This window comes from Halosimplex marinum (assembly GCF_051414075.1).
GTDB lineage: Archaea > Halobacteriota > Halobacteria > Halobacteriales > Haloarculaceae > Halosimplex > Halosimplex marinum.
This window is the reverse complement of the sequence record NZ_JBLKNY010000003.1, coordinates 886245-908115: the sequence shown is the minus strand read 5'-3', so window position 1 is coordinate 908115 and position 21871 is coordinate 886245. Positions and strand designations below refer to the sequence as shown.

The 21871-nt window shown below is 70.6% G+C and carries 23 protein-coding genes; 14 read left to right on the top strand and 9 right to left on the bottom strand.

The features are described 5' to 3' along the window. The first annotated feature begins 30 nt into the window (after nt 1-30). Nucleotides 31-1119: a sensor histidine kinase gene (locus ACMGFI_RS05535; RefSeq protein WP_436907996.1), complete on the top strand. Its 1089-nt coding sequence runs from the start codon at nt 31-33 to the stop codon at nt 1117-1119. Nucleotides 1120-1204: 85 nt separating this feature from the next. After that, nucleotides 1205-1444 carry a glutaredoxin family protein gene (locus tag ACMGFI_RS05530; RefSeq protein WP_436907994.1) on the top strand — a complete coding sequence of 80 codons (240 nt, stop codon included), beginning with the start codon at nt 1205-1207 and terminating at the stop codon, nt 1442-1444. Between the two features lie 4 nt (nt 1445-1448). On the opposite strand, the gene ACMGFI_RS05525 is transcribed toward ACMGFI_RS05530, so the two are convergent. Next, entirely contained in the window at nt 1449-2231 is a 783-nt protein-coding gene (locus tag ACMGFI_RS05525) for a DUF7978 family protein (RefSeq protein WP_436907993.1), read from the bottom strand. Nucleotides 2232-2341: 110 nt separating this feature from the next. Further along, entirely contained in the window at nt 2342-2749 is a 408-nt protein-coding gene (msrB, locus tag ACMGFI_RS05520) for a peptide-methionine (R)-S-oxide reductase MsrB (RefSeq protein ID WP_436907992.1), read from the bottom strand. A 154-nt stretch (nt 2750-2903) separates the two neighbouring features. Between msrB and ACMGFI_RS05515 the strand changes: the two genes are divergently transcribed. Together ACMGFI_RS05515 and ACMGFI_RS05510 are read left to right on the top strand one after the other, a co-directional pair. Further along, nucleotides 2904-4274, top strand: coding sequence for a hypothetical protein (locus ACMGFI_RS05515; protein WP_436907990.1), 1371 nt, complete (start codon nt 2904-2906; stop codon nt 4272-4274). A 90-nt stretch (nt 4275-4364) separates the two neighbouring features. Continuing rightward, a complete protein-coding gene (locus ACMGFI_RS05510) occupies nt 4365-4607 on the top strand; it encodes a ferredoxin (RefSeq protein WP_436907989.1) in 243 nt (80 codons plus the stop codon). 4 nt (nt 4608-4611) lie between these two features. Here the strand turns inward: ACMGFI_RS05510 and ACMGFI_RS05505 are convergent, their stop codons facing one another. After that, entirely contained in the window at nt 4612-5106 is a 495-nt protein-coding gene (locus tag ACMGFI_RS05505; RefSeq protein WP_436907987.1) for a hypothetical protein, read from the bottom strand. Nucleotides 5107-5371: 265 nt separating this feature from the next. Here ACMGFI_RS05505 and nadA point away from each other — a divergent pair, with 265 nt between their 5' ends. The 4 genes from nadA (at nt 5372) to ACMGFI_RS05485 (ending at nt 9465) form a co-directional block, all read left to right on the top strand. After that, on the top strand, nt 5372-6505 hold the full coding sequence (gene nadA, locus ACMGFI_RS05500) for a quinolinate synthase NadA (protein WP_436908842.1): 1134 nt from the start codon (nt 5372-5374) through the stop codon (nt 6503-6505). Nucleotides 6506-6507: 2 nt separating this feature from the next. Beyond that, nucleotides 6508-8064, top strand: coding sequence for an L-aspartate oxidase (locus ACMGFI_RS05495; RefSeq protein ID WP_436907985.1), 1557 nt, complete (start codon nt 6508-6510; stop codon nt 8062-8064). Nucleotides 8065-8083: 19 nt separating this feature from the next. Then, entirely contained in the window at nt 8084-8920 is an 837-nt protein-coding gene (nadC, locus tag ACMGFI_RS05490; RefSeq protein WP_436907983.1) for a carboxylating nicotinate-nucleotide diphosphorylase, read from the top strand. Between the two features lie 77 nt (nt 8921-8997). Continuing rightward, nucleotides 8998-9465, top strand: coding sequence for a hypothetical protein (locus tag ACMGFI_RS05485; RefSeq protein WP_436907982.1), 468 nt, complete (start codon nt 8998-9000; stop codon nt 9463-9465). Here the strand turns inward: ACMGFI_RS05485 and ACMGFI_RS05480 are convergent. The 3 genes from ACMGFI_RS05480 to ACMGFI_RS05470 form a co-directional block, all read right to left on the bottom strand. Further along, the gene (locus ACMGFI_RS05480; RefSeq protein WP_436907980.1) at nt 9448-10704 is read right to left on the bottom strand and encodes an RNA-guided endonuclease InsQ/TnpB family protein; all 1257 of its coding nucleotides are present in this window, start codon (nt 10702-10704) and stop codon (nt 9448-9450) included. The two genes, ACMGFI_RS05485 and ACMGFI_RS05480, sit on opposite strands and share 18 nt — an antisense overlap. A 165-nt stretch (nt 10705-10869) precedes the next feature. Further along, nucleotides 10870-11610 (bottom strand): GNAT family N-acetyltransferase, encoded by a 741-nt coding sequence (locus ACMGFI_RS05475; protein ID WP_436907979.1) that lies wholly within the window; start codon nt 11608-11610, stop codon nt 10870-10872. A gap of 82 nt (nt 11611-11692) precedes the next feature. Next, the gene (locus ACMGFI_RS05470; RefSeq protein ID WP_436907978.1) at nt 11693-12511 is read right to left on the bottom strand and encodes a TrmB family transcriptional regulator; all 819 of its coding nucleotides are present in this window, start codon (nt 12509-12511) and stop codon (nt 11693-11695) included. 101 nt (nt 12512-12612) lie between these two features. Here ACMGFI_RS05470 and ACMGFI_RS05465 point away from each other — a divergent pair, with 101 nt between their 5' ends. After that, nucleotides 12613-12951, top strand: a complete 339-nt coding sequence (locus ACMGFI_RS05465) for a DMT family transporter (RefSeq protein WP_436907977.1) — start codon at nt 12613-12615, stop codon at nt 12949-12951. Nucleotides 12952-13021: 70 nt separating this feature from the next. Here ACMGFI_RS05465 and ACMGFI_RS05460 read toward each other — a convergent pair whose 3' ends face one another. Further along, nucleotides 13022-13192, bottom strand: coding sequence for a DUF5786 family protein (locus tag ACMGFI_RS05460; protein ID WP_436907975.1), 171 nt, complete (start codon nt 13190-13192; stop codon nt 13022-13024). 154 nt (nt 13193-13346) lie between these two features. On the opposite strand from ACMGFI_RS05460, the gene ACMGFI_RS05455 reads away from it, so the two are divergent. Beyond that, a complete protein-coding gene (locus ACMGFI_RS05455) occupies nt 13347-14036 on the top strand; it encodes an RNA 2'-phosphotransferase (RefSeq protein WP_436907973.1) in 690 nt (229 codons plus the stop codon). Between the two features lie 58 nt (nt 14037-14094). Here the strand turns inward: ACMGFI_RS05455 and ACMGFI_RS05450 are convergent, their stop codons facing one another. Next, complete coding sequence (locus tag ACMGFI_RS05450; protein ID WP_436907971.1) at nt 14095-15069, bottom strand: Gfo/Idh/MocA family protein; 975 nt, start codon at nt 15067-15069, stop codon at nt 14095-14097. Between the two features lie 131 nt (nt 15070-15200). On the opposite strand from ACMGFI_RS05450, the gene ACMGFI_RS05445 reads away from it, so the two are divergent. Continuing rightward, nucleotides 15201-16253: a hypothetical protein gene (locus ACMGFI_RS05445; RefSeq protein ID WP_436907969.1), complete on the top strand. Its 1053-nt coding sequence runs from the start codon at nt 15201-15203 to the stop codon at nt 16251-16253. A gap of 79 nt (nt 16254-16332) precedes the next feature. Here ACMGFI_RS05445 and ACMGFI_RS05440 read toward each other — a convergent pair whose 3' ends face one another. Further along, nucleotides 16333-17118 carry an SDR family NAD(P)-dependent oxidoreductase gene (locus ACMGFI_RS05440; protein ID WP_436907968.1) on the bottom strand — a complete coding sequence of 262 codons (786 nt, stop codon included), beginning with the start codon at nt 17116-17118 and terminating at the stop codon, nt 16333-16335. Between the two features lie 527 nt (nt 17119-17645). On the opposite strand from ACMGFI_RS05440, the gene ACMGFI_RS05435 reads away from it, so the two are divergent. The 3 genes from ACMGFI_RS05435 to ACMGFI_RS05425 all read left to right on the top strand — a co-directional run bounded on the left by ACMGFI_RS05435 (nt 17646) and on the right by ACMGFI_RS05425 (nt 21863). After that, nucleotides 17646-19799: a periplasmic substrate-binding domain-containing protein gene (locus tag ACMGFI_RS05435; protein WP_436907965.1), complete on the top strand. Its 2154-nt coding sequence runs from the start codon at nt 17646-17648 to the stop codon at nt 19797-19799. Nucleotides 19800-19925: 126 nt separating this feature from the next. Next, a complete protein-coding gene (locus ACMGFI_RS05430; RefSeq protein WP_436907963.1) occupies nt 19926-20867 on the top strand; it encodes a carbohydrate kinase family protein in 942 nt (313 codons plus the stop codon). An 84-nt stretch (nt 20868-20951) separates the two neighbouring features. Beyond that, the gene (locus ACMGFI_RS05425) at nt 20952-21863 is read left to right on the top strand and encodes a dihydrodipicolinate synthase family protein (RefSeq protein ID WP_436907962.1); all 912 of its coding nucleotides are present in this window, start codon (nt 20952-20954) and stop codon (nt 21861-21863) included. Nucleotides 21864-21871 lie beyond the last annotated feature (8 nt).

Below are 21871 nucleotides of genomic sequence, written 5' to 3'. Positions count from 1 at the left end.
TTATCCGCCGAACACGTCCGTCCGGTCGTAATGGCGGACGGAGAGGGGAACGACGCGCGGTCGGCCGGCGAGGGGAGCGACCTCGTCGCCGCCGCGTTCGACGCGCTCCCGGCGCAGGTCGCGGTGGTCGACGCCGACGGCGTCATCCGGACGACCAACCGCGCCTGGCGCCAGTTCGGGCTGGACAACGACCTCCAGGGCGACCCCGACATGGTCGGCGAGAACTACCTCGCGGTCTGTGACGCCGCCGACGACGAGACGGCGAGCGAGGCGGCCGCGGGTATCCGGTCGGTGCTCGCGGGCGAGCGCCCGGAGGTCACGCTGGAGTACCCCTGTCACTCGCCGGACGAGCGGCGGTGGTTCCTGATGCGCGCGATAGCGCTCCCGGAGCACGACGAGGCCCACGCGCTGGTCATGCACGTCGACATCACCGACCGCAAGGAGGGCGAACTCCGCGTCGAGGCCAACAACGAGACGCTGTCGACGGTCGCGAGCGTCCTCAGCCACGACCTGCGCAACCCGCTGAACGTCGCGATGGGGCGGGCCGACCAGCTGGTCGAAGACCCCGGCGCCGACGCCGCGGCGGTCGCAGACGGGGCGGCGTCGATACTGTCCGCCCTGGAGCGGATGAACGCCATCGTCGACGACGCGGTCGTCCTCGCGCGGGGGTCAGACAGCGTCGACACCGAACGCGTCCGGCTCGGGACGGTCGCGCGCGAGGCCTGGTCGCACGTCGAGACGGGCGACGCGTCGCTGGAGGTGCGCGACGACGTGACGGTCCTCGCGGACGCCAGCCTCCTCGCGCAGTTGCTGGAGAACCTCTTCGGGAACTCGCTGGACCACGGCGGGGGCGGGACGGTCACCGTCGGCGCGACGACGGACGGGTTCTTCGTGGCCGACGACGGGCCGGGCGTCGCCCCGGCCGACCGCGAGCGGGTGTTCGACGCCGGCTACTCCACGAACAAGGCCGACGGCAACACCGGGATGGGCCTGGCGATCGTCCGGAAGATCGCCGACGCGCACGGCTGGAGCGTCCGGCTGACCGACGCGCGGACGCCGACCGACGGCGCCTCGCGGGGCGCCCGCTTCGAGTTCGCCGGCGTCCTCGGGAGCGAGTGACCGAGGGCTCGTGGAACCGTGTTCCACGGCATCGAGTTCGACCGGTAGGCGCAACGCACTTGCCGGTCGCTTCCGAACTCCCGGTATGGCGTTCACGCTCTACCAGCTCGACGGGTGTCCGTACTGCGAGAAGGTCGCCGACCGGATGGACGAACTGGACCTGGACTACGAGACGGTGTGGGTCGACGCGCTCCACTCCGAGCGCAACGAGGTCAAGGAGGTCTCCGGCCAGCGCGGCGTCCCCGTCCTCGTCGACGACGACCGCGGGGTCACCATGGCCGAATCGGAGAAGATCGTCGAGTACCTCGACAAGAGCTACGCGTAGCTTCTCACGTCCTGTCCCGGTAGACGATCCAGGCCCCCAGCGTCGCGAAGACCGTCGGGTAGGCGAACCCGTAGACGACGGCAAGGTATCGGTCGGGGAGGATCGTCACCTCGCCCGCCAGCCCGCTGACCAGCACCGCGGTGAACAGCACCGACCCGACCAGCAGGACGACGACGTAGCCGGCGGCGATGGCGAGGCCGAACCGCGCCACCTCGACGAACGACTCCGTGGTCGTCTCCGCCCAGTAGCTGTCGGCGAACTCGTAGCCGGCGCCGACCAGCGCGACCGGCGCCAGCAGGTAGTAGACGACCGCCGGCACGTCCGTCTCGCCCTGCTGGGCGATGAGGTTGAGGTGGCCGATCTCGGCCGTCTGCCCGCTCACGATCCCGCCGACGTGGGAGAGCGGGTCCGCGTGGCCGGTCCCGAACGTGAACAGGCCGCGGAGGAGTCGGCCGATACCCGGGAGCGCGACGACCGGGTCGGCCACCGGGGCGAGCAACCCCGGCACGGCGCCGGTCGTCGCGGGGATGTTGTGGGCGTTGAAGACGACGATGCCGAGCAGCGCGAACCGCCGCTGGAGCGACCCGGAGCCGAAGCCGCCGACCGCCGCCGCCGCGGCCGTCAGCACGAAGACCGCGAAGAAAGCGCCGGGCGCCCGCGCCATCCCCGCCCGCCAGGGGAACGAGACGAACGCCTCCTCGACGACGACCTCGGTGCCGAGGACCGACACCGTCCGGTCGCCGGACCCCTCCTCGCCCCCCGGGTCGTCCGCGTGTTCTGAACTCACACCCGTCCAAGCGCGCAGCAGTTCAAAAAGGCTTCCCCCCGCTTCGATCGAAATGATAGTCCGCGGGGCGGTCGTCGGCCGCAGTCGCGCCCGGGCGGCCGCTCGGGTCGCTACTCGTCGCCCTCGAAGTCCAGCGCGGCCGAGTTGATGCAGTAGCGCTTGCCGGTCGGGTCGGGCCCGTCGTCGAAGACGTGGCCGAGGTGGCCGCCGCAGGTCGCACAGACGACCTCGGTCCGGCGCATCCCGTGGCTGGTGTCCAGTTTCGTCTCGACGTTGCCCTCCTCGACCACGTCGAAGAAGCTCGGCCAGCCGTGCCCGGAGTCGAACTGCTGGTCCGTCGAGAACAGCTCCGTCCCGCAGCCGGCGCAGGTGAACTCCCCCTCCTCGTCCACGTCGAGGTACTCGCCGCTGAACTTCGGTTCCGTCCCCCGCTCGCGCAGGATCTTGTACTCCTCCTCGGTCAGCCGCTCGCGCCACTCCTCGTCGGAGTCCGGAATCGCGTCCTCGTGCTCTGACATACGCCCGAGTAGCCGCTCCAGGCGTTTATACCGACCGCTTGAGCGAGCTCCGCGCTCTCGAAGCACCTCGTCCGGCCGGGATCGAGGTCACGACCGGAGCGGGTCGCCGACTCTGTCAAAAAACTATTAGTTCCGGGGACGGAACGGTCGGGAGATGGTGTTCGAGCGACTGCGGCGCCGGGAGTACGTCACCGCGATGATGGGTGGACTCGCGGCGCTCGGGGGATGTAACGACCTGGGAGGCGACGGGGCTCCGACCGGGACGGAACCGACCGCGGAGGGGACGGACGCGGCGCCGACCGGGGGATCGACCCCGTCACAGACCTCCGAACCGGACGCGGACGAGGAGTCCGGGCCAACGGAGGGGCGAGCCCTGGACGAGGGGCGGGTCCTGTACGCCGAACCGGGGGAGATCCAGGCGACGATCGACGAGGCGGCCGACGGCGCGGGCGGCGGGGTCGTCCGTCTCCAGGCGGGTCGCACGTACGACGGGGACGCGCCGGTCCGCGTCAAACCGGGCGTCACGCTGGACTGCAACCGCGCGGTCGTCGAGATCACCGGCGACCACGACGGACTCTTCCTGGACACCGGGTCGACGGTGGTCGACGGTCGCATCGACGTGACAGCGGACAACTACTCGAGTAGCGCGGTCGCCCTCGACGTGACGCGGTCGACCCACGGCAAGTACAACGCCGGCGACGGCCGGGACACCGCCGCGACCTTCGAGGGGCACGTCCTCGGAAACGTCGACGATGTCGGGGGCAACGGGATCGAGCTGGTCTCGGACGGCGCGGCGTTCGAGTCCGTCGCCGACGCGGGGATCACGATGGGCTGTCGGTTCGCGGGGACGGTGGCCCACTTCGAGCGCGGGGTCCGGGCCGACGTCCGGAACGGCGGCTGGATCAACTCCGTCCGGTTCGACCTGGAGCTGACCGGCAACAGGGTGGGCTTCCTCCACACCGGGACCGGCGACGGGCTGTTGCTCAGCGACCTCTACGGCGCGGTCCAGACGAGCTGGCACGAGGGGGCCGTGGGCGTCCGCAACGCCACCGACCAGCCGTCGCTGACGGTGTACGGCCGCATCTGGGACGCCGACCCGGACCGGTCCCAGCACGCGGTCGAGGGCCCGGGGGTGACGGTGGTCTCGGACCTGGCCGCCGACCACGCGGCGACGGCCGCCGACGCCGAGGGCTCGGTCGGGCTCGACCTCCGGGGCGGCGAGTTGCGACTGGTCGAGTACGGGAGCGGTTCGACGCTCATCGTGCGACCCTCCGACCCCGGGGTCGTCTTCGAGACCGACGGCGGGACCCGGTTGCTCCTCGGCGAGGACGGCCAGGTGCGGCCCCAGCCCGGCCGTGCGTACTTCCAGATGCTCGGGGAGGACCTCAGCGAGCGGTCGGGCACGAACTGGTGGGAACTCGCCGTCGACGACGGAACCAACACCGACAGCGGTGACCCCGCGCTCGGGCTCTGGTACGCCGGCGAGTGGCTCCTCTTCGAGTCGACGGCGTCCGTCTCCCCCTGAAAATCGGGCGTGTCCGCCGGAACCCCGAGCGGAAGCGGTCGGGTCGCCGCCGGACGCCACCCTCTTGGCGGCCGGGTCCGAACCGCCGGTATGCGAATCGAGTACGACCGCGACACCTGCATCGGGATGTTCCAGTGCGTGGCAGAGTGGGAGGGGTTCGAGCGCGACAGCGACGCCGGGAAGGCCGTCCTCGTCGACGGCGAGGAGCGCGAGGACGATATCTTCGTCCGCGAGGTGCCCGACGGCGCAGAATTAGACGCGAAGTTCGCCGCACGGGCCTGCCCCGTCGACGCCATCGAAGTCTACGACGACGACGGCGAACAGGTCGTGTAGGCGGTCACTCGGACGCCGAGGCCTCACAGGGGTCGGCCACGCGGGTCGGGCTGATCCCGATCGGCGGGTACTCCGAACCCGAGGTGTCCCCGACCGTCACGACGGCGCCGATACACCCCGGGTCCGCGGTCTCGTCCCCGTAGTACCGCTCGTAGTCCTCGCGCGTGAACGTGTACTCCCAGGAGTCGGACGCCCGTTCGCCGTCCTCGTCGAGGTACAGCGCCCAGACGCTGTACTCGGGCCGGCTCTCCGTCCACGTCGGTGCGATGGTCGTCCGGGCCCGCCCGTCGTCGCCGTCGACGGGACCGAGCGAGATCCGGCGGTCGAGGAGCGTGTCGTCGGCCTCGACCGCGAGCCGGACGGTCGTCGGCGTGGTCGACAGGTTGACCACGGTGATCCACCCGAGGACGACCCCGCCGGAACCGAGCGGGGACGAACACCCGACGAACCCGAGGCTACCGACCGCGCCGAGGCCCTTCAGCGCCTGACGGCGTTTCACTGGTCCCAACGCCGGGCCGCCCGTGCATAATTCCTCCGTCTCACTCGCTGGTGTCCGGTGTGGCAACCTGCACGCTCCGGGCGGCCCGTCCGCATTTTCCGGTGTGTTTCGCGATACCATACACCACGAATCGACAATCCCGGATATCGTTCTCGATACGCCCGTCGGACGACTCGTCCCAACCGAGCGAGTCACCGGTCTGGGGTGTTGAAGACAAAACTTTTTCAATACGGTGGTCGATAGCACCGGCAACCAACTGACCACCATGCCCGAGATGGAAACTGCTCAGTTCGAGACCGACCTGAGCCTCTTCAAGTACGACAACCTGGAACAGTTGCCGCCGGCCTACCGCGACTTAGAGGAGGCCGAGCGGAGCGAACGCATCGAGGCCGCCCTGGACGAACTCGGCGACGACGTGGTCATCCTCGGCCACAACTACCAGCGCCGGGAGATCGTCGAGCACGCCGACTTCGTCGGCGACTCCTACCAGCTCAGCAAGGAAGCGGCGAACGCCGACGCCGAGTACGTGATCTTCGGCGGCGTGACGTTCATGGCCGAGTCGGCCGACATCATCACCGACGACTCCCAGAGCGTCATCCTCCCGAGCATGGAGGCCTCCTGCCCGATGGCCGGGATGGCCGAGGCGCTTCAGGTCGACGCCGCGTGGGCCGAGATCACGGGTGCGGCGCCCGACGAGGAGATCATCCCGATCACCTACATGAACAGCTACGCCGACCTCAAGGCCTTCTGCGCCGAGCAGGGCGGCCTGGTCTGCACCTCCTCGAACGCCCATAGGGCCTTCGAGTACGCCTTCGAGAAGGGCGACAAGGTCCTCTTCCTCCCCGACAAGCACCTCGGGGAGAACACGGCCCACAGGTTAGGAATGGAAGACGAGATCGCCGAGTGGGACCCGTGGGACCCGGAGGGCAAAGAGGCCGAGGAAGTCGTCGCAAACGACATCGTCCTCTGGGACGGCTACTGCCAGGTCCACGAGCGCTTCCGCGAGTCTCACATCGAGGACCTCCGCGAGCGACGGCCCGGCGCGAACGTGGTCGTCCACCCCGAGTGTCGCCGCGAGGTCGTCGAGGCGGCCGACGTGGTCGGCTCCACCTCGACCATCTGCGAGACGGTCGCCGAGGCCGACCCCGGCGACGCGTGGGCCATCGGCACGGAGATCCACCTCGCCAAGCACCTCGACCGCTGGCACCCCGAGGTGGAGGTGCTACCCCTCTGTGGCGACGCCTGCATGGACTGCAACGCGATGCGACAGATCGACCCCAACTACCTGACGTGGGTCCTCGAAGAACTGGTCGAGGGCCGCGAGCGCAACGTCATCGAGGTCGCCCCGGAGGAGAAGGAGCTCGCGCAGGTCGCGCTCGACCGGATGCTGGAGATCTGACCATGAGCGGGACAGAATTAGAGGACTACGACGACTACCGGACGACGGACGTGCTCGTGGTCGGGTCGGGGATCGCGGGGCTGGCCGCGGCCCTGGGCGCGGCCCGCGAGGGCGCCGACGTGACCGTGGCGACGAAGGCCACCCGGCCGGAAGGGGCGTCTTCCTGGTGGGCACAGGGCGGCATCGCCGTCTCCCGTGACGACCCCGACCAGTTCAAGGAGGACATCCTGACCGCCAGCGCCGACACGGCCGATCCGGGGGCCGTCGACGTGCTCGTCGAGGAGGCCAACGACGCCGTCCGGGACGTGCTGGTCGACACGCTCGGCGTCGAGTTCGATACCACGGGCGAGCGCACCGGCGACAGGGCCGACGACGAGTTCGATTTCGGCCGCGAGGCCGCCCACGACGAGCCGCGGATCCTCCACGTCGACGCCTCGACGGGCAAGGCGATCCACGTCCCCTTCCTGAACTATCTGGACGAGCGCGACGGCGTGACGATCCTGGACGACACCGCGGCGCTCGAACTCGTCAGCCACGAGGGCCGCGTCCACGGCGCGTTGCTGGAGCGCGACGGCGATGTCACGCCGACGTTCGCGGGCGCGACGGTGCTGGCGACGGGCGGCATCGGGGACCTCTACTCCCGGTCGACCAACCCGGACGGGTCCACGGGCGACGGCATCGCCATGGCCGCGCTCGCGGGCGCCGACGTGGAGGACATGGAGTACGTGCAGTTCCACCCGACGGTCTATCCCGGCAGTGACGAGGAGGGTGACGGCCCCTTCCTCGTCAGCGAGGCCGTCCGGGGCGAGGGCGCCCGCCTGGTCGACGGCGAGGGCGAGCGGTTCATGCCCGACTACCACGAGGACGCCGAACTCGCGCCCCGGGACGTGGTCGCCCGCGCCGTCCAGAAAGAGCGCGAGGCCACCGGCGAGGTCCGCCTCGACGTGTCCCCGCTCGACTTCGCGGGGGAGTTCCCCGACCTCGCCGAGAAGTGCGAGGAGCGCGGCGTCGACTGGGAGTCCGGCATCCCCGTCGGCCCCGCCGAGCACTTCCTCTGTGGCGGCGTCGACGTGGACACCCGGGGCCGGGCCTCGCTGGACCGGCTCTACGCCGTCGGCGAGTGCTCCCGGACGGGCGTCCACGGCGCCAACCGCCTGGCCTCGACCTCCCTGCTGGAGGGGCTCGTCTGGGGCCTCCGCGCGGGCGAGGACGCCGCCGCCTACGACCCGGCGGTCGTCGAGGCGCCGGAACTGCTGGACCGCGACCCCGCGCTCCCGGACAACTTCGCCCGCGAGAAGTTCCACCGCCTGCGCCGCGTGATGGACGAGTACGTCGGCCTGCAACGGGACCCCGACGACCTCGGGCGCGCCCAGGCGGTGCTCCGGCGGCTCAAGGGCGAGGTCGACGCGTACGTCCGCACGCGCACGGCGCGGTCGCTGTACGAACTCCGCCACGCCTCGGTGACGGCGCTGCTCGTGACCCGCGCCGCCGCCGAGAACGACGAATCCGTGGGAACGCACAACCTCGTCGAGGAGCCCGCGACACCGGGGGCCGACTGAACGGGGCGTTCGACCCGAAATGATCCCCGATTCGAAGATAGAGGGGTGGCTGCGCGAGGACGTGGGCCACCACGACGTGACGAATCAGGTCCCCGGCGAGACGACCGGCCGGCTGGTCGCCACGGAGAGCGGCGTCGTCGCCGGCCTGGAGGCCGCCCGCGCCGTCTTCGAGTACCTCGGCGTCGAGGTCGTCGACGGCGCGGCCGCGGGCGACCGGACCGACGCCGGCGAGGCCGTCCTCGAAGTCGAGGGGCCGGCCCGCGAGGTACTGCGCGGCGAGCGTGTTGCCGTCAACATCGCCGGCCACGCCTCCGGCGTGGCGACGAAGACCCGCGAGGCCGTCGAGGCGGCCCGGGCGGGAGCGCCGGACGGCGAGGACGTGTGCGTCGCCGCCACCCGCAAGACCACGCCCGGCCTCCGGGGCGTCGAGAAGCGAGCCGTGGTGGCCGGCGGCGGCGACACCCACCGCCTCGACCTCTCGCACATGGTGATGGTCAAGGACAACCACGTCGCGGAGATGGGCCTCGAACGCGCGGTCGAGCACTTCCGCGAGCGGGCGTCGTTCGCCACGAAGGTCGAGGTCGAGGTCGAGGACCCGGCGGACGCCCCCCGCGCGGCCGAGGCCGGGGCGGACATCGTCCTGCTGGACAACATGGACCCCGGGACGACCGAGCGGGCGGCCGAACTGCTCCGCGAGGCTGCCGCCGACCTGAGTCGGGAGGTGCTCGCGGAGGCGTCGGGTGGTATCACCGTCGAGACGGTCCCCGACTACGCCGCGACCGGCGTCGACGTGGTCTCGATGGGGAGTCTGACCCACTCCGCGCCGACGCTCGATCTCTCCTTCCGGACGGGGTGAGGGCCGGTCGGTGGCCCGACCGCCGGCGACCGCCGGCGGCCCCGCTGTTTATTCCCGAGCGGCGCGACGGCCCGCATATGTCGGACGCAATGGCGGACGACGGGCCCGTCGGCCCCGCCGCGGTCGGCGGGGTCGCCGCGGTCGTGACCTTCGGGATGCTCGCCTACGTGACCGTCCTGCTGTTCGACCGGATCGCGGTCGGCGTCCTCGTCGGCGCGCTCTCCGGCGCCGGCATCTTCCTGACGGTTCCCTACACGATCCGGCGGGGCGACCCCGAGTACGCGCGTGACGCCCACCCGAACCTCGCCCGGAGCTTCCACCCCGGCGCCGCGGGCTACGCGCTGTCGGGGGCCGGCGTCGTCGCGCTCGCGCTCCTGTTCGTCTTCGAGACGCCGCTCCTCCCGGTCGCGGTCGCCCTGTCGCTCGCGCTCGTCGAGTACGTGGTCCTGTCGCGCGTCCTCCCGCGGGCGGGCGAGCGCGCCGACGCCGACGACGGGGCCGAGTGGTCCAGCGACGACTGGGACGAGTCAGCTACCCACCGCTGAAGCGGTGGGCTTGTCGGTGGACTCCCGTTCAAACTCCAAGCTGGAGTGGACGTTGGACACGTCGCTTACGTTCAACGTCCCCGACTTCAGGGCAAGCTGACCGTTGCCCAACCCATCGGGGCGTTTGCCCGATGGTAAAGCTAACAACCGAAGACCAACGTTTTTCGCCGCGTTGTAATCGCCGTCCACCTCGTACCCGCAGTCGTTGCACGCAAACCAGCCTGTCTCTGTGTCGCGGTTCGTGCTGGACTGGTGGCCGCACTTCGAGCAGGTCTGCGAGGAAAAAGCAGGGTTGACCGACTCGACGCGAATCCCGTACTCGGCGGCCTTGTATTCGATTTGCTCTTGCAGTTCGCGGAACGCCCAGTTGTGCATCTGTCGTTTCAGTCGGTCATCGTGAGCGTCCATTCGCTCGCGGATGTAGGTCAGGTCTTCGACGACGATGTACGAACAGTCGTAACGCAGGGCTTCCTCCACTACTCCGCGAGAGATATTGTGCAGGCGGTTCAGGACGAAGCGGTTTTCCCGTCCCGACAGTCGCCGCAACGCCTGCCGAGCGGAACGGGTGCCTTTGTCCTGAAGGCTTCGCCTCACGCGGAAGTAGTGGTTCTGCCCCCACAGCAGATCACCGCCATCGAAGAATCGTCCCGTGCTGGTCACGGCGACGTTCTTCAGGTTCAAATCCACACCAAGCACCCGGTCGCCGTCCCGCTGGTCGACCTCTTTCTGAATGACGACATGGAGGGAGAACGCATCCTCGTCGGGACGGTAGTGGAGCGTTCCCATCCGTTTCTCGTAATCGTCGTCTTCGAGGTACGACCGCTGGTACTCACCAAGCACGAACTCGGCTTCAACGCGCCCGTTGACCGTTGAAAGTGTCGCGTATTCGTTCTTGATCGTCAGGGTGCGTTTGTCATAGACGGCAGAAGGTTCATCGAAGGATGGGAGCGGGCGGCTGTTGGCTTTCTCCCACTCGGCGACGGTGCTTTTGATCGCTTCGATGGCTTTCGAGTAGGCGCGTACCACGAGGTTGGCGGGGAGGTCGGTTTCGTCGCGCAGGTCATGGTATACTTCGTCGTGGATGGTGGACTTGTTGAGGATCAGGTCGCCATCGTCGTCTCTACCGTGGGCGATGGTGTAGTTGGCGGCGGTGTTGAACTGCTGGATGGTCTGGTGGAGGTCGTCACGCCGCTCCTCGGGCACGTCAAGCTTGACGGGAACGGTGCGTTTGACCTCCATCAGACCCTCACGTGCGAACGGGTTGTTTATATATTCTGTGTCAGCGTTGGGGAGTGGGCCTGCCAATGTCGGTGGGTTGTTCCACGGAGCTTACGCGCTTGCTCCCACCCCTAAAGGGATTCCGCGCTGTGCCGCTGTGAACCCCGCCGGCGGTCGGGTCCTCGCTCACCGCTCGTCGAGCCGGCGGGCGAGCATCACCTCGTCGACCAGTTCGCCGTCGATCTCGTAGTGGTCCTCGCGGACGGCCTCGATCCGCCAGCCGTTGCGTTCGAGGAAGTCGACGGCGTCGTCGTTCGTCGCGGGGAGGCCGTTGTACACCTTCCGGCAGCCGCGGGAACCGGCCCACGCGACGCCGCGCTGGAGGAGGTGGCTGCCGATGCCGTGGCGGCGGTACCCCGCCAGGACGCCGACGGTGAGCTCGGCGGTGCCGCGGAGCTTGGCCTGTTCCTGCCCGCGGACGTGCGCCCAGCCGACGACCTCCTCGGCGACCGTCGCGACGAAGACGACGCGACACTCCGTCGGGGTCCGCCGGAAGAGCGTCTCGTCGTAGGTCAACTCCTCGGCGACCGTCTCGGCGGTGACGTAGGTCCCCGCCTCCGTCACCTCGCGGATGACGCCGACGACGCCCGAGAAGTCGGCCGGGCGGGCCGGCCGGACCGTGTAGGCGACGCCCGCTTCCTCGAACTCCTCGGCCTCGCCGGACTGGACGCGGGGACGCAGGCGGCCGTCGGGGTCCTCCGCGAGCAGGTCGTCGCGCTTGAGGATCGAGAGGTGGTGCTGGAAGGACTCGGGGTCGACGCCGACCCGCTCGGCGACCGCGCTGGGCTCGACCGGCCCGTGGCGCTCGACGAACCGGTAGAGGCGCTTGCGGTCGCCCGAGAGGTCGACCTCGTCCGGGACCGACATCACCCCGATCTAGCCGAGCCAGCGACAAGTAGGTGGGGGCGGCGTCCGCCGGGTCGGCGCCGTGGGGGCGGCGGCGCCGGGTTCACTCCCCGGCGGGGGCCTCCCCCTCGATCACAGCCGACAGCGGCGTCGCCGCTTCCCAGGCGCGGTCGAAGGCCTCGACCAGCCGCCCGGCCATCGACTCGTCGCGCACGTGGATCACCCCGAGGCGCTCGCCGGCCGCCAGCGGGTGGGGGACGTGGAAGGTCACCTCGTTGCCGTCGACCACGTCGAAGGTCGTCTCCAGGTCCGTCGTCACGCGCACGGCGACGTTCGCGGGCGCGTCGGCCGCCCGCTCGACGGCCTCGGAGGGCGCCCCGTCGAGCATCGCCGCGTGGCCGAGCATCCGCACGTCGACCCCTGCGTCGACCACCTCGTAGAAGGGGTCGACCTCCGGCTCGTAGCGCTCCCACGGCGCCGCGGCGTAGGGGTCGCTCATGGCCGACCGGACGGTGTCGCCGGCGGTCGCGAACAGGTCCCGCTCCAGCGAGACAGCCGCGTCGCTGCCCAGCGGCGCCGTCCAGAAGCGGCTCTCGGCCGGTTTCGTCGCCGCCAGCTCCGGGCCGATCCCCTCGGCGATCGACTCGTAGCGCTCGGCCCTCGCGTCGAGTTCCCGCCGGCGCTCCGCGAGCAGGCGGTCGACCGCCCGCTCCGGGTCGACCGCCGCGTACCGCGTCGGTTCCGTCGACTGGCTGCGGACGATGTCGCGAGCGTCCAGCCCGTTCAACACGTCGTAGATCCGCCCCATCGGGACGCCGCTGGCCTCGGAGACCTCCCCCGCCGTCGCCGACCCGAGCGACAGCAGCGCCCGGTAGACCTTCTCCTCGTAGCTCGACAGCCCCAGCTCCCCCAGCTCCGACATACCCGGCGGTGGGCGCGCCCCCGTCAAAAGTGCTCGGAAACTGACGGGAAGTGGCGACGGGTTCGACAAGCGACTTTCCGGCGGCCGGCGACCGCCCGGTCGTGCATCCGTACCTGACGCTCGCGCTCGCCATCGCCGCGGAGGTGACGGGGACGACCGCGCTGAAGGCCAGCGACGGGTTCTCCGAGCCACTGGCGACCGCCGTCGTGGTCGTCGGCTACGTCGGCTCGTTCTACCTGCTCGGGCTGACGCTGGAGGAACTGCCGGTCGGGCTGGTCTACGCGACGTGGGCCGGCGTCGGCATCGTGGCGACGGCGCTGGTCGGCGTCGCGGTCTTCGAAGAAAACATCGACGCGGCCGGGGTCGCCGGGATGGCGCTCGTCGTCGCCGGCGTCGTCGTGTTGAACGCCCTCTCGGACGCCTACGCGCCCGCCCACTGAGCGGGCGCGGCGGGGTCGCGCGTGCGGTCGGACGCGGTCCGGTCGCGGGGATCGAGTCGTTCGCCGCGCGCTACTTCATGTCCTGCAGGCGGTCGACCAGTTCGTCGGCGGAGTCGGCGCCCTCGACGGAGACCTCCCCCTCGTGGTCGTGTTCGTGGACGTTGACGGCGTCCTCCTCGTCGTAGTCCGCGTCGTCGCTCTGGTTCTCCTGTTCGGATTCGTCGTAGCTCCCGAAGCCCATTGCGAAGTCACCTAGTAGCATCCGAGGGAAAAACCGTGCGGTCGTGTTCGCCTCCGCGACGTGTCACCGCCTGTCACGTCCGGCCTCGTCTGGTCCGGCGGTTCGGGTCGCCGCTGCGAGCGTGTTTTCCCGTCGGCCGACGAACGCGTTCCCGATGAGCGACGTGCGCGCCTGCGACGACCACGGCTACTTCGAGGGCGAGACCTGCCCGGTCTGCGACGACCCCGGCCGCGCGGTCCTCGGCGGCGAGCGGCGCCGACGGCTCTCGAAGTTCTGCTCGGGGGCGCTCAGGCACTTCCCCGACGACGCCGGCCTGGCGCTGGACGACGCGGGCTGGACCGCCTTCGGGGAACTGGTCGCGGCGGCCGAGCGGCAGTACGACTGGGCGGACCGCGAGCGGGTCGCGGCCGTCGTCGCCACCGACCCGAACGGCCGCTTCGAGCGCACCGGCGGCTCCCGGGCGGGCGACGCCGCGCAGGCGGACGACCCGGACGGGTCGGACGACCGCGTCCGGGCGGCCTACGGTCACTCCGTCGACGTGGACCTCGAATCGGGCGACGGTCCGGTCCCGGACACCCTGTATCACGGCACCGCGCCCGGCAACGTCGACGCGATCCGCGCCGAGGGGCTCAGGCCGATGTCGCGCCAGCTGGTCCACCTGTCGGGCAGCGTCGAGGAAGCCCGCCGCGTCGGCGCCCGCCACGCCGCGGATCCGGTCGTCTTCGCCGTCGACGCGGCCGCGATGACCGACGACGGCCACGATATTACCCGGCGCGGCCGGGCGACGTACACGACCGAGCGCGTCCCGCCGGCGTACCTGACCGAACGCGCCGACGGGGACTGACGGGCCGGTTCGGGACCGGGCCGGTTCAGGGCCGGGCCGATTCGGGGCCGGGGCGGTCCTACCCCGACAGGATCTGGTGGGAGAGTTCGAGCGCGCGCAGTCCGTCGCGGGCGTCGACGGGCGGGTCCGCGTCGGCCGCCACCGCGTCGAGGAAGGCCCGCGTCTCGCCGCGGTACCCGGTGTCGGTCGCCGTCCCGTCGTCGAACGCGACGGTCGTCGCGTGGCGGTCGCCGGCCGTCCGGTACGTGAGCCGGTCGTGGCGCCACCAGCCGTCGCCCTCGAGGACGGCGGCGCCCTCGGTGCCGATCACGCCGTGGCGGAGGGTCTCGACCGACGAGGTCCAACTGTTGCGGACGCAGCCGACGGCGCCGGACTCGAAGGTGAGCGTCGCGACCACGTTGTCGTCGAACCCGTCGATCTCGGGGTGGCTCACGTTCGCCGTCGCGCCGGCGGCGCGGGCGACCTCGCCGCCGAGCCACCGGAGCAGGTCGAGGTTGTGCGACGCCGACTCGACGGTGACGCCGCAGGCCTGCTCGGGGTCGACCCGCCAGTTCCCCGCCGACGGGACGCCGCTGCCGCTCCGCGCGCTGAACAGCGTCACCGGCTCCCCCAGGGCCCCGCCGGCGACGAGGTCGCGCAGCCGCAGGCACGGCTCTGCGAACCGGAGGCAAAACCCCGTCATGAAGGGGACGCCGGACTCGTCGACGGCGCGGACGATCTCGCGCCCGTCCTCGACGGACGCGGCCAGCGGTTTCTCGCAGAAGACCGCGAGCCCGCGGGCCGTCGCCTCGCGGACGAGGTCCGCGTGCGTCCGCGGCGGCGTCGCGACGTACACCGCGTCGAGGTCCGCGTCCGCGAACAGCTCGGCAGTGTCAGTGTAGGCGCGCGCGTCGGCGGCCTCGGCCACCGCGCGCGCCGTCTCGCCGTCGAGGTCGCAGACCGCCTCGAGCGACGCCCGCTCCGATCCGACCAGGTTCTCGGCGTGCGTCTCGCCGACGCCGCCCGCGCCGACGAGTCCGACTGCGATGCTCATGGTCGCCACCGACTGCCCGCAGACGGGTAAACGCGGCGGCCGTCCCCGGTCGGGCGCCGAGCCGGGTCCCGTCGAAGCCGCGGACCGGGACGGCCGAAACCGTCTTACGGGCGGTTGGTGACAGGGGAGACGTGTTCGGCGAATCCAGCGCGACCCGCGTCGGCATCGACGGCGAGCGGTTCACGGTCGACGGCCGCCCGACCTACGAGGGGCGCAGCCACGAAGGCACCTCCATCGAGGGGCGGCTATTCAACGCTCGCCTCGTCCACGCGTGGTTCGACGACGACAACCCCGAGACGCGCGACGAGTGGGCCTACCCCGACACCGGGGAGTGGGACCCCGAGCGCAACGTCGCCGAGTTCTGCGCGGCGCTGCCCGACTACCGCGACCACGGCCTGCGGGCCGTCGCCGCGAACCTCCAGTGTGGCAGCCCGGAGGGGTACTCGGAGACCCAGCCCTGGACCGTCTCGGCGTTCCGGCCCGACGGCTCGCTGAAGCCCGAGTGGATGGCCCGCGTCGAGCGCGTCCTCGACCGCGCCGACGACCTGGGCCTGGTCGTCATCCTCGGCCTGTTCTACTTCGGTCAGGACGGCGTCCTCGAGGACGAGGCGGCGGTGAAACGCGCCGTGGACGAGGCCGTCGAGTGGCTGCTCGACCGGGAGTACACGAACGTCCTGGTCGAGGTGGCAAACGAGTGCGACATCAACTACGACCACGACATCATCGACGTCGAGCGGGTGACGGAGCTGATCGAGCGCGTGAAGGGGATCGAGCGCGACGGCTTCCGATACCCCGTCGGCGTGAGCACCAGCGGCGGCGTCGTCCCGCCGGACGACGTGGTCGCGGACTCGGACTTCGCGCTCCTGCACGGCAACGGCGTCGACGACCCCGACCGGGTCCGCGAGATGGTCGCCGAGGTCCGCGAGCGTCCGTCCTACGAGCCGATGCCCGTCGTCTTCAACGAGGACGACCACTTCGCGTTCGGCTCCGAGTCGAACCTCGACGCGGCGGTCGAGGCCGGCGCCTCGTGGGGCTACTTCGACCCCGGCGGGAACGACTACTGGCACGGCTACCAGTCGCCGCCGGTCCGCTGGGACGCCAACACGCCCCGCAAGAAGGCCTTCTTCGCGTATCTGGACGGCGTCACCGGCCCCGAGGACGCGCCCGCCGGGGACGGCTCGTAGCCGCGCCGGCCGACGACTCACGGCCGGGAGCGCCCGCCGGCCATCCGGCGCCCGCCGACCGGCGGCGTCCCCGGGGCGCTCAGACCACCTGGTAGCCGCCGTCGACGTGGACGGTCTCGCCGGTGACGTAGCCGGCGGCGTCGCTGGCGAGGAAGAGAGCGGCGCCGGTCACGTCGTCGACGGTTCCGGCCCGCCCCATCGGGATCGGCTTCAGCAGGTCGCCCGTCTCGACAGAGCGGCGCTTCTCGGCGGCCGAACTGCCTCCGAACTCGGTGGCCGTCCGCCCGGGCGCGACCGCGTTGACCCTGACGTCGGGCGCCAGTTCCAGCGCCGCGCTGCGGGTGATCATCCGGATCGCGCCCTTGGTCGACTCGTAGCCGATCTGTTCGGGCTTGGCCATCGTCGCCGAGATGGAGGACATGTTCAGGATACAGCCCTCGACGCCCCGCTCGCGCATGTCGCGGGCGGCGGCCTGACAGCCGAACAGACAGCCGCGGACGTTGACGGCGTGCAGTCGGTCGAACTGCTCGGGGTCGATGTCGAGCACCGACTCGGTCAGGTGGACGCCGGCGTTGTTGACCATCACGTCGACGCCGCCGAGTTCGCGTGTCGCCTCGACGGCCGTCCGGACCTGCGCCGGGTCGGACACGTCCGTCTCGACGAACGCGGCGCGGCCGCCGTCGCGCTCGACCGCCTCGTGGGTCGGGACAGCCGCGTCGTCGCCCCGTGGCGCCTCCCGCCTGTCGGCGACGACGACCGCCGCGCCGGCGTCGGCGAACGAAAGCGCCAGCGCCCGACCGATGCCGGAACTGCCGCCGGTGACCAGAACCGTCTCGCCCGCGAAGTCGAACTCGGTCGCTCCCATGGCCGCCGGTTCCACCCGCACCGACATGGGCGTGTCCGTCCGCCTGTCGACTCAGTGTCCCCGTCGCTACGATCCACTCATGTTGGATCCGGGCCGAGAGGGCGTAACGAGCGCGACTTCGGACATTCAGGCGCTGATACGCTTCTGGAACGCCCCCTCACGATCCATCCATGTTGGAAACCCCGCCTCCCGTTCCGGTGAGTTGAACCCGTGTCCGGACCACCGGGGACGGCCCAGCGGAGCGTCTCACGCCGCGGGATTCCGTCGCCGGGAGCCGGGCGGGCCGCAGCGCCGTCCTCGCGCGGAACCTGCAATAATCCCCGGTTCCTGCAACCGCCGCGGGTGACGATAGCCGTGCGTTCCCTATCGACAAACAGTATCGACGATGAAACTGTGATATAAGTACGAACGGATTCAGCTTCGATAGCGCTTTTTCCCCGTATACTGGCGCGTTCGGATTTAGAATGCCGAAATCTGTTACGATAACGTGGGAAATCGTTATATATCCGACGGTGGTCGAATGGTGTATGCCACGCGATCACACTGGCAGTGGTTCGGACCTGTCACGGCGACAGTACGCGCAGATACTCGCCGGCCTGAGTGCGGCCGGCGTGGCCGGGTGCCCGAGCGGCGGCGGGGGCACGCCGACCGACGGCGGGGGCGGTTCCGGTCCGGCCGACACCGAGTCCGGGGACGGCGGGGACGGCGGTGACGGTGGGGACGGCGGGAGTACGCCGACCGAGTCCGAGGGCGGCGAGACCGCCACCGACCGCCAGGCGGTCACCGACACGATCCGGGTGGCGGTCAACAACTCGCCGGACGTGTTCGACGCGAACCCGTGGACCCCCCAGGACAACACCACCGGGGACAGGTTCCTCTTCGAGCTCAACGGGCTCAACAACGTCCACATCCCCGACAACGGCTACAGCGGGACGACGGTGCCGACGCCGCACAAGCCCGACCACGAGGAGGTCGAGCTGATGACGTGGATCGAGGACTGGTCGGTCGAGGAGCCCTACGACTGGCGACAGACGTACGACGACCGGGCGTCGTGGTGGAACGGCGACCCCTACGACGCGCCGACGCTGGTCACGCACAACCACGTGGCGTGGTACTTCAACGGGAACGCGTTCACCGAAGGGCAGACGTTCAACGAGGAGGCCGAGGAGCAGTGGGTCCGCCACGGCTGGTACGACAAGGGCGAGACGCCGGAACAGGAACCCAACCCCGTCGCCAGGCCCATCCTCGAGGACACGGCGACCGGCCTCCTGTTCAACTACCCGATGCACCCCGACTTCACGGAGCCGTACCACGAGCGCTACGAGGACGCCAGCTCCGCGGACCAGGTCTCGCAGGTCAGCGACGACGTGGGGAGCGACCGCATCACCCTCCAGCGGGTCCAGGAGAACGGCTGGGGCTCGGGGATGTACGTCCTCGAGTCCATGGACGACGTGGGGTCGGAGTCGATGGTCCTCCGCAAGGACGACGACCACCCCAACGCCGGCCACACGAACGTCGAGAAGCTGGAGATCTACTGGGCCGACTCGAGCCGACGGCAGACGCTCGCGTCGAACGGCTCGCTCGACATGAACGGCGGCGCCGTCACGCCGAACTCCGATTTCAGCCGCGAGATGCTCCCCGACCACGCACAGGAGCTGTCGCGGTGGCTCAACGCCACGCTCGGGACCCAGTGGCTGATGAACTGGCACAACGAGCACCTCCAGCGGCTGTGGGTCCGCCGCGCGCTCGTCGAGGCGGTCGACTGGAACGCCGTCGTCGCCAACGGCTGGGGCCAGGAGACGGGCATCACGACCTCCTACGACACGTTCCTGATGGACTCGGAGAACGAGTCGACGTTCTCCGAGGAGTTCCTCGACAGCCTGCACACCTACTCGCGCGAGCAGAACCTCGATAACGCCAACCAGTACATGCGCAACGCGGGCTACAGCAAGCAGGGCGGCCAGTGGGTCGACCCCAACGGGAACACCGCGCAGATCGACCTGATGGCCCAGTCGGGCAACAACAGCTACGTCCAGGGCTCCCAGACCATCCGGGCGAACCTCGCCAACTGGGGCTTCGGCGTCAACCTCTCGACGACCGGATTCTCGACGTGGTCGAACAACCTCAACCCCGAGGGCGACGGCCTGAACTTCGACACGTCGCTGTTCTGGTCGGACACCGACACGATCTTCGGCAAGTACAACGACCGCGGCGCCTGGTGGGGCGAGGCCCTGCTGGGCGGCAGTCCCACCGCGAGCAGCGTCTTCCGACTCACCGAGGAGGACGACCGCGACACCCAGAACAAGCCCGTCCACGTCGAGCTGCCCGAGGAGGTCGGCTCCATCGAGGCGCCCGACGAGGCCGGGATCGACCCCGACCTGGAGAACGGCCGCGAGGTCGACATGTTCGAGGTCGTCCAGGAGATCCGCCAGCCGGGCAACTCCGAGGAACGGGTGCTGGAGCTGTACCGCACCTGCGCGCAGTACTACAACTTCTACCTCCCCGACTTCGTGTTCGCACAGTCGCTGTCCGGCGTCTGGGGCAACGTCCGCGACTTCGACTGGCCCGGCGCGGACCAGCAGGCGCTGGACTACGCCCGCAACACCAGCGTCGCGACCGGCACCATCATGACCGGGCTCACCCAGGCCAGCACCGACACCGAGTTCGAACCGCCGGAGTGACCGCCCGCCGCGAGCGCGTCGGCGCGTCGAACCGGTGACTCGCGACGGCGACCCCGCCGTCGCCCGGGTCCGCCGCGACACCGCGGACCCCCGCGCTTTTTCGTCGCCGCCCCGGTAGCCCCGGCCATGCCCGACGTTCTCGTCGCCGGCGAGACGCTCGTCGACTTCCTGCCGGGGAGCGCCACGCCCCTGGCGGCCACCGAAGAGTTCGCCCGCCGGCCCGGCGGCGCCCCCGCCAACGTCGCCGTCCGCCTCGCGCAACTGGACCGCCCCGCCTGGTTCTGGACCCGCGTCGGGAGCGACCCCTTCGGCGAGTTCCTCGCGGAGACGCTCGCCGACCGCGGCGTCCCCGACCGCTTCGTCGAGCGCGACCCCTCGGCCAAGACCACGCTCGCGTTCGTCAGCGGTGACCCGTCGAGCGGCCCCCGCTTCACCTTCTACCGCGACGGCACCGCCGACACCCGCCTCGAACCCGGCCGCGTCCCCGACGACGCCCTTGACGCCGTCGGGTGGGTCGTCGTCGGTAGCGTCCCCCTCGCCAGCGAGCCCTCGCGAGAGGCGATCCACGACCTCGTCGACCGCGCGAACGACCGCGGCTGCACCGTCGTCTTCGACCTGAACGCCCGCCCCGAGCTGTGGACCGACGCCGACTTCGCCGGGCAGGTCGACCGGCTCCTCCCCGCCGTCGACGCGGTCAAGGCCTCCCCCGAGGACCTCGGGCCCGCGGGGGTCGAGGGCGACACCGAGGACATCGACGCGGTGGCACCGCAACTCCACGAGCGCGGCCCCCACACCGTCCTCCTGACGCTCGGCGAGGGCGGCGCGGCCGCGCGTGCGACCGCCGACGCGCCCTGGGGCCCCGCCGACGCGTCCCACGGGGGATACGCCGTCGACACCGTCGACACCACCGGGGCCGGCGACGCTTTCACCGCCGGCGTCGTCGACGCGCTGGCCGGCGGCGAGCGCGACCTGACCGCGGTCCTCGACCGCGCCAACGCCGTCGCCGCCGCCGCGACCACCCGCGCCGGCGGGATGGCCGACCTCCCCGACCCCGACTCCGTCGTCTGAACCGGCCGTTCGCCGCGCTCGAACGGTGCGAATACTGACCTGTGGCGACAGGTTCATACTCGCGGGTCGTGCAGTGATCGACAGATGGCGAACACAAACCCGACGCACGACGTATCGATACACGGGGTGATCCCGCCGACGATCACCGCGTTCACCGACGAGGAGGAGCTGGCGCTGGACGCGACGGCCGCCCACGCGCGGTTCGTCGTCGACCGGGGGGTCCACGGCGTCTTCCCGCTGGGGACCAACGGGGAGTTCCCGATGCTCAAGCCCGACGAGCGCGAGGCGGTCATCGAGGCCGTCGTCGACGAGGTCGGCGAGGAGGTCCCCGTGATCGCCGGCGTCAGCGCGCCCAGCACCCGCAACACCGTCTCCTACTCCCGGGACGCCGAGGGGGCGGGCGCCGACGCCGTCGTCGTGGGGATCCCCTACTACTACCCCATCGACAGCGAGGCCATCGTCGAACACTACGAGGAGGTGACCGACGCCGTCGACATCCCGGTGTACATCTACCACTTCCCCGCCCGGATGGGCAACAAGCTCGACCTGGACACGCTGGACCGGCTGGCGGCCATCGAGGGGATCGTCGGCGTCAAGGACTCCAGCGGCGACGTGGCGTGGCTCGGCCAGGCCATCGACCGCCACCCCGAGCTCACCTACCTCGCCGGCCTCGACTCGCTTCTGTTCGCCGAGCTGGAGATCGGCTGTACCGGCCTGGTGAGCGCCGTCTCGAACGTCTTCCCCGAGATGACCGTCGAGCTGTACGAGTCGTACGTCGACGGCGACGAGACCCGCGCCCGCGAGCTGCAGAGCCGCGTGTTCGACGTGTGGAAGGCCATCGACCAGGGCCCGTATCTCGGCGGCGTCAAGTCCGCGCTGGACCTGCACCCCGAGGTCGACTTCGACCCCGGGCCGATGCGCCGGCCGCTCCAGCGGATGAGCGAGGAGCAGGAAGTGCAACTGGAGCGGACGCTGCGGACGCTCGACCTGATCTGAGCGGTCTG

Coding starts and splice junctions, on each gene's coding strand:
- ACMGFI_RS05535 (WP_436907996.1), top strand. CDS start 31: ATGGCGGACGGAGAGGGGAACGACGCGCGGTCGGCCGGCGAGGGGAGC.
- ACMGFI_RS05530 (WP_436907994.1), top strand. CDS start 1,205: ATGGCGTTCACGCTCTACCAGCTCGACGGGTGTCCGTACTGCGAGAAG.
- msrB (WP_436907992.1), bottom strand. CDS start 2,749: ATGTCAGAGCACGAGGACGCGATTCCGGACTCCGACGAGGAGTGGCGC.
- ACMGFI_RS05515 (WP_436907990.1), top strand. CDS start 2,904: ATGGTGTTCGAGCGACTGCGGCGCCGGGAGTACGTCACCGCGATGATG.
- ACMGFI_RS05510 (WP_436907989.1), top strand. CDS start 4,365: ATGCGAATCGAGTACGACCGCGACACCTGCATCGGGATGTTCCAGTGC.
- nadA (WP_436908842.1), top strand. CDS start 5,372: ATGCCCGAGATGGAAACTGCTCAGTTCGAGACCGACCTGAGCCTCTTC.
- ACMGFI_RS05495 (WP_436907985.1), top strand. CDS start 6,508: ATGAGCGGGACAGAATTAGAGGACTACGACGACTACCGGACGACGGAC.
- nadC (WP_436907983.1), top strand. CDS start 8,084: ATGATCCCCGATTCGAAGATAGAGGGGTGGCTGCGCGAGGACGTGGGC.
- ACMGFI_RS05485 (WP_436907982.1), top strand. CDS start 8,998: ATGTCGGACGCAATGGCGGACGACGGGCCCGTCGGCCCCGCCGCGGTC.
- ACMGFI_RS05480 (WP_436907980.1), bottom strand. CDS start 10,704: ATGGAGGTCAAACGCACCGTTCCCGTCAAGCTTGACGTGCCCGAGGAG.
- ACMGFI_RS05475 (WP_436907979.1), bottom strand. CDS start 11,610: ATGTCGGTCCCGGACGAGGTCGACCTCTCGGGCGACCGCAAGCGCCTC.
- ACMGFI_RS05470 (WP_436907978.1), bottom strand. CDS start 12,511: ATGTCGGAGCTGGGGGAGCTGGGGCTGTCGAGCTACGAGGAGAAGGTC.
- ACMGFI_RS05460 (WP_436907975.1), bottom strand. CDS start 13,192: ATGGGCTTCGGGAGCTACGACGAATCCGAACAGGAGAACCAGAGCGAC.
- ACMGFI_RS05455 (WP_436907973.1), top strand. CDS start 13,347: ATGAGCGACGTGCGCGCCTGCGACGACCACGGCTACTTCGAGGGCGAG.
- ACMGFI_RS05450 (WP_436907971.1), bottom strand. CDS start 15,069: ATGAGCATCGCAGTCGGACTCGTCGGCGCGGGCGGCGTCGGCGAGACG.
- ACMGFI_RS05440 (WP_436907968.1), bottom strand. CDS start 17,118: ATGGGAGCGACCGAGTTCGACTTCGCGGGCGAGACGGTTCTGGTCACC.
- ACMGFI_RS05435 (WP_436907965.1), top strand. CDS start 17,646: ATGCCACGCGATCACACTGGCAGTGGTTCGGACCTGTCACGGCGACAG.
- ACMGFI_RS05430 (WP_436907963.1), top strand. CDS start 19,926: ATGCCCGACGTTCTCGTCGCCGGCGAGACGCTCGTCGACTTCCTGCCG.
- ACMGFI_RS05425 (WP_436907962.1), top strand. CDS start 20,952: ATGGCGAACACAAACCCGACGCACGACGTATCGATACACGGGGTGATC.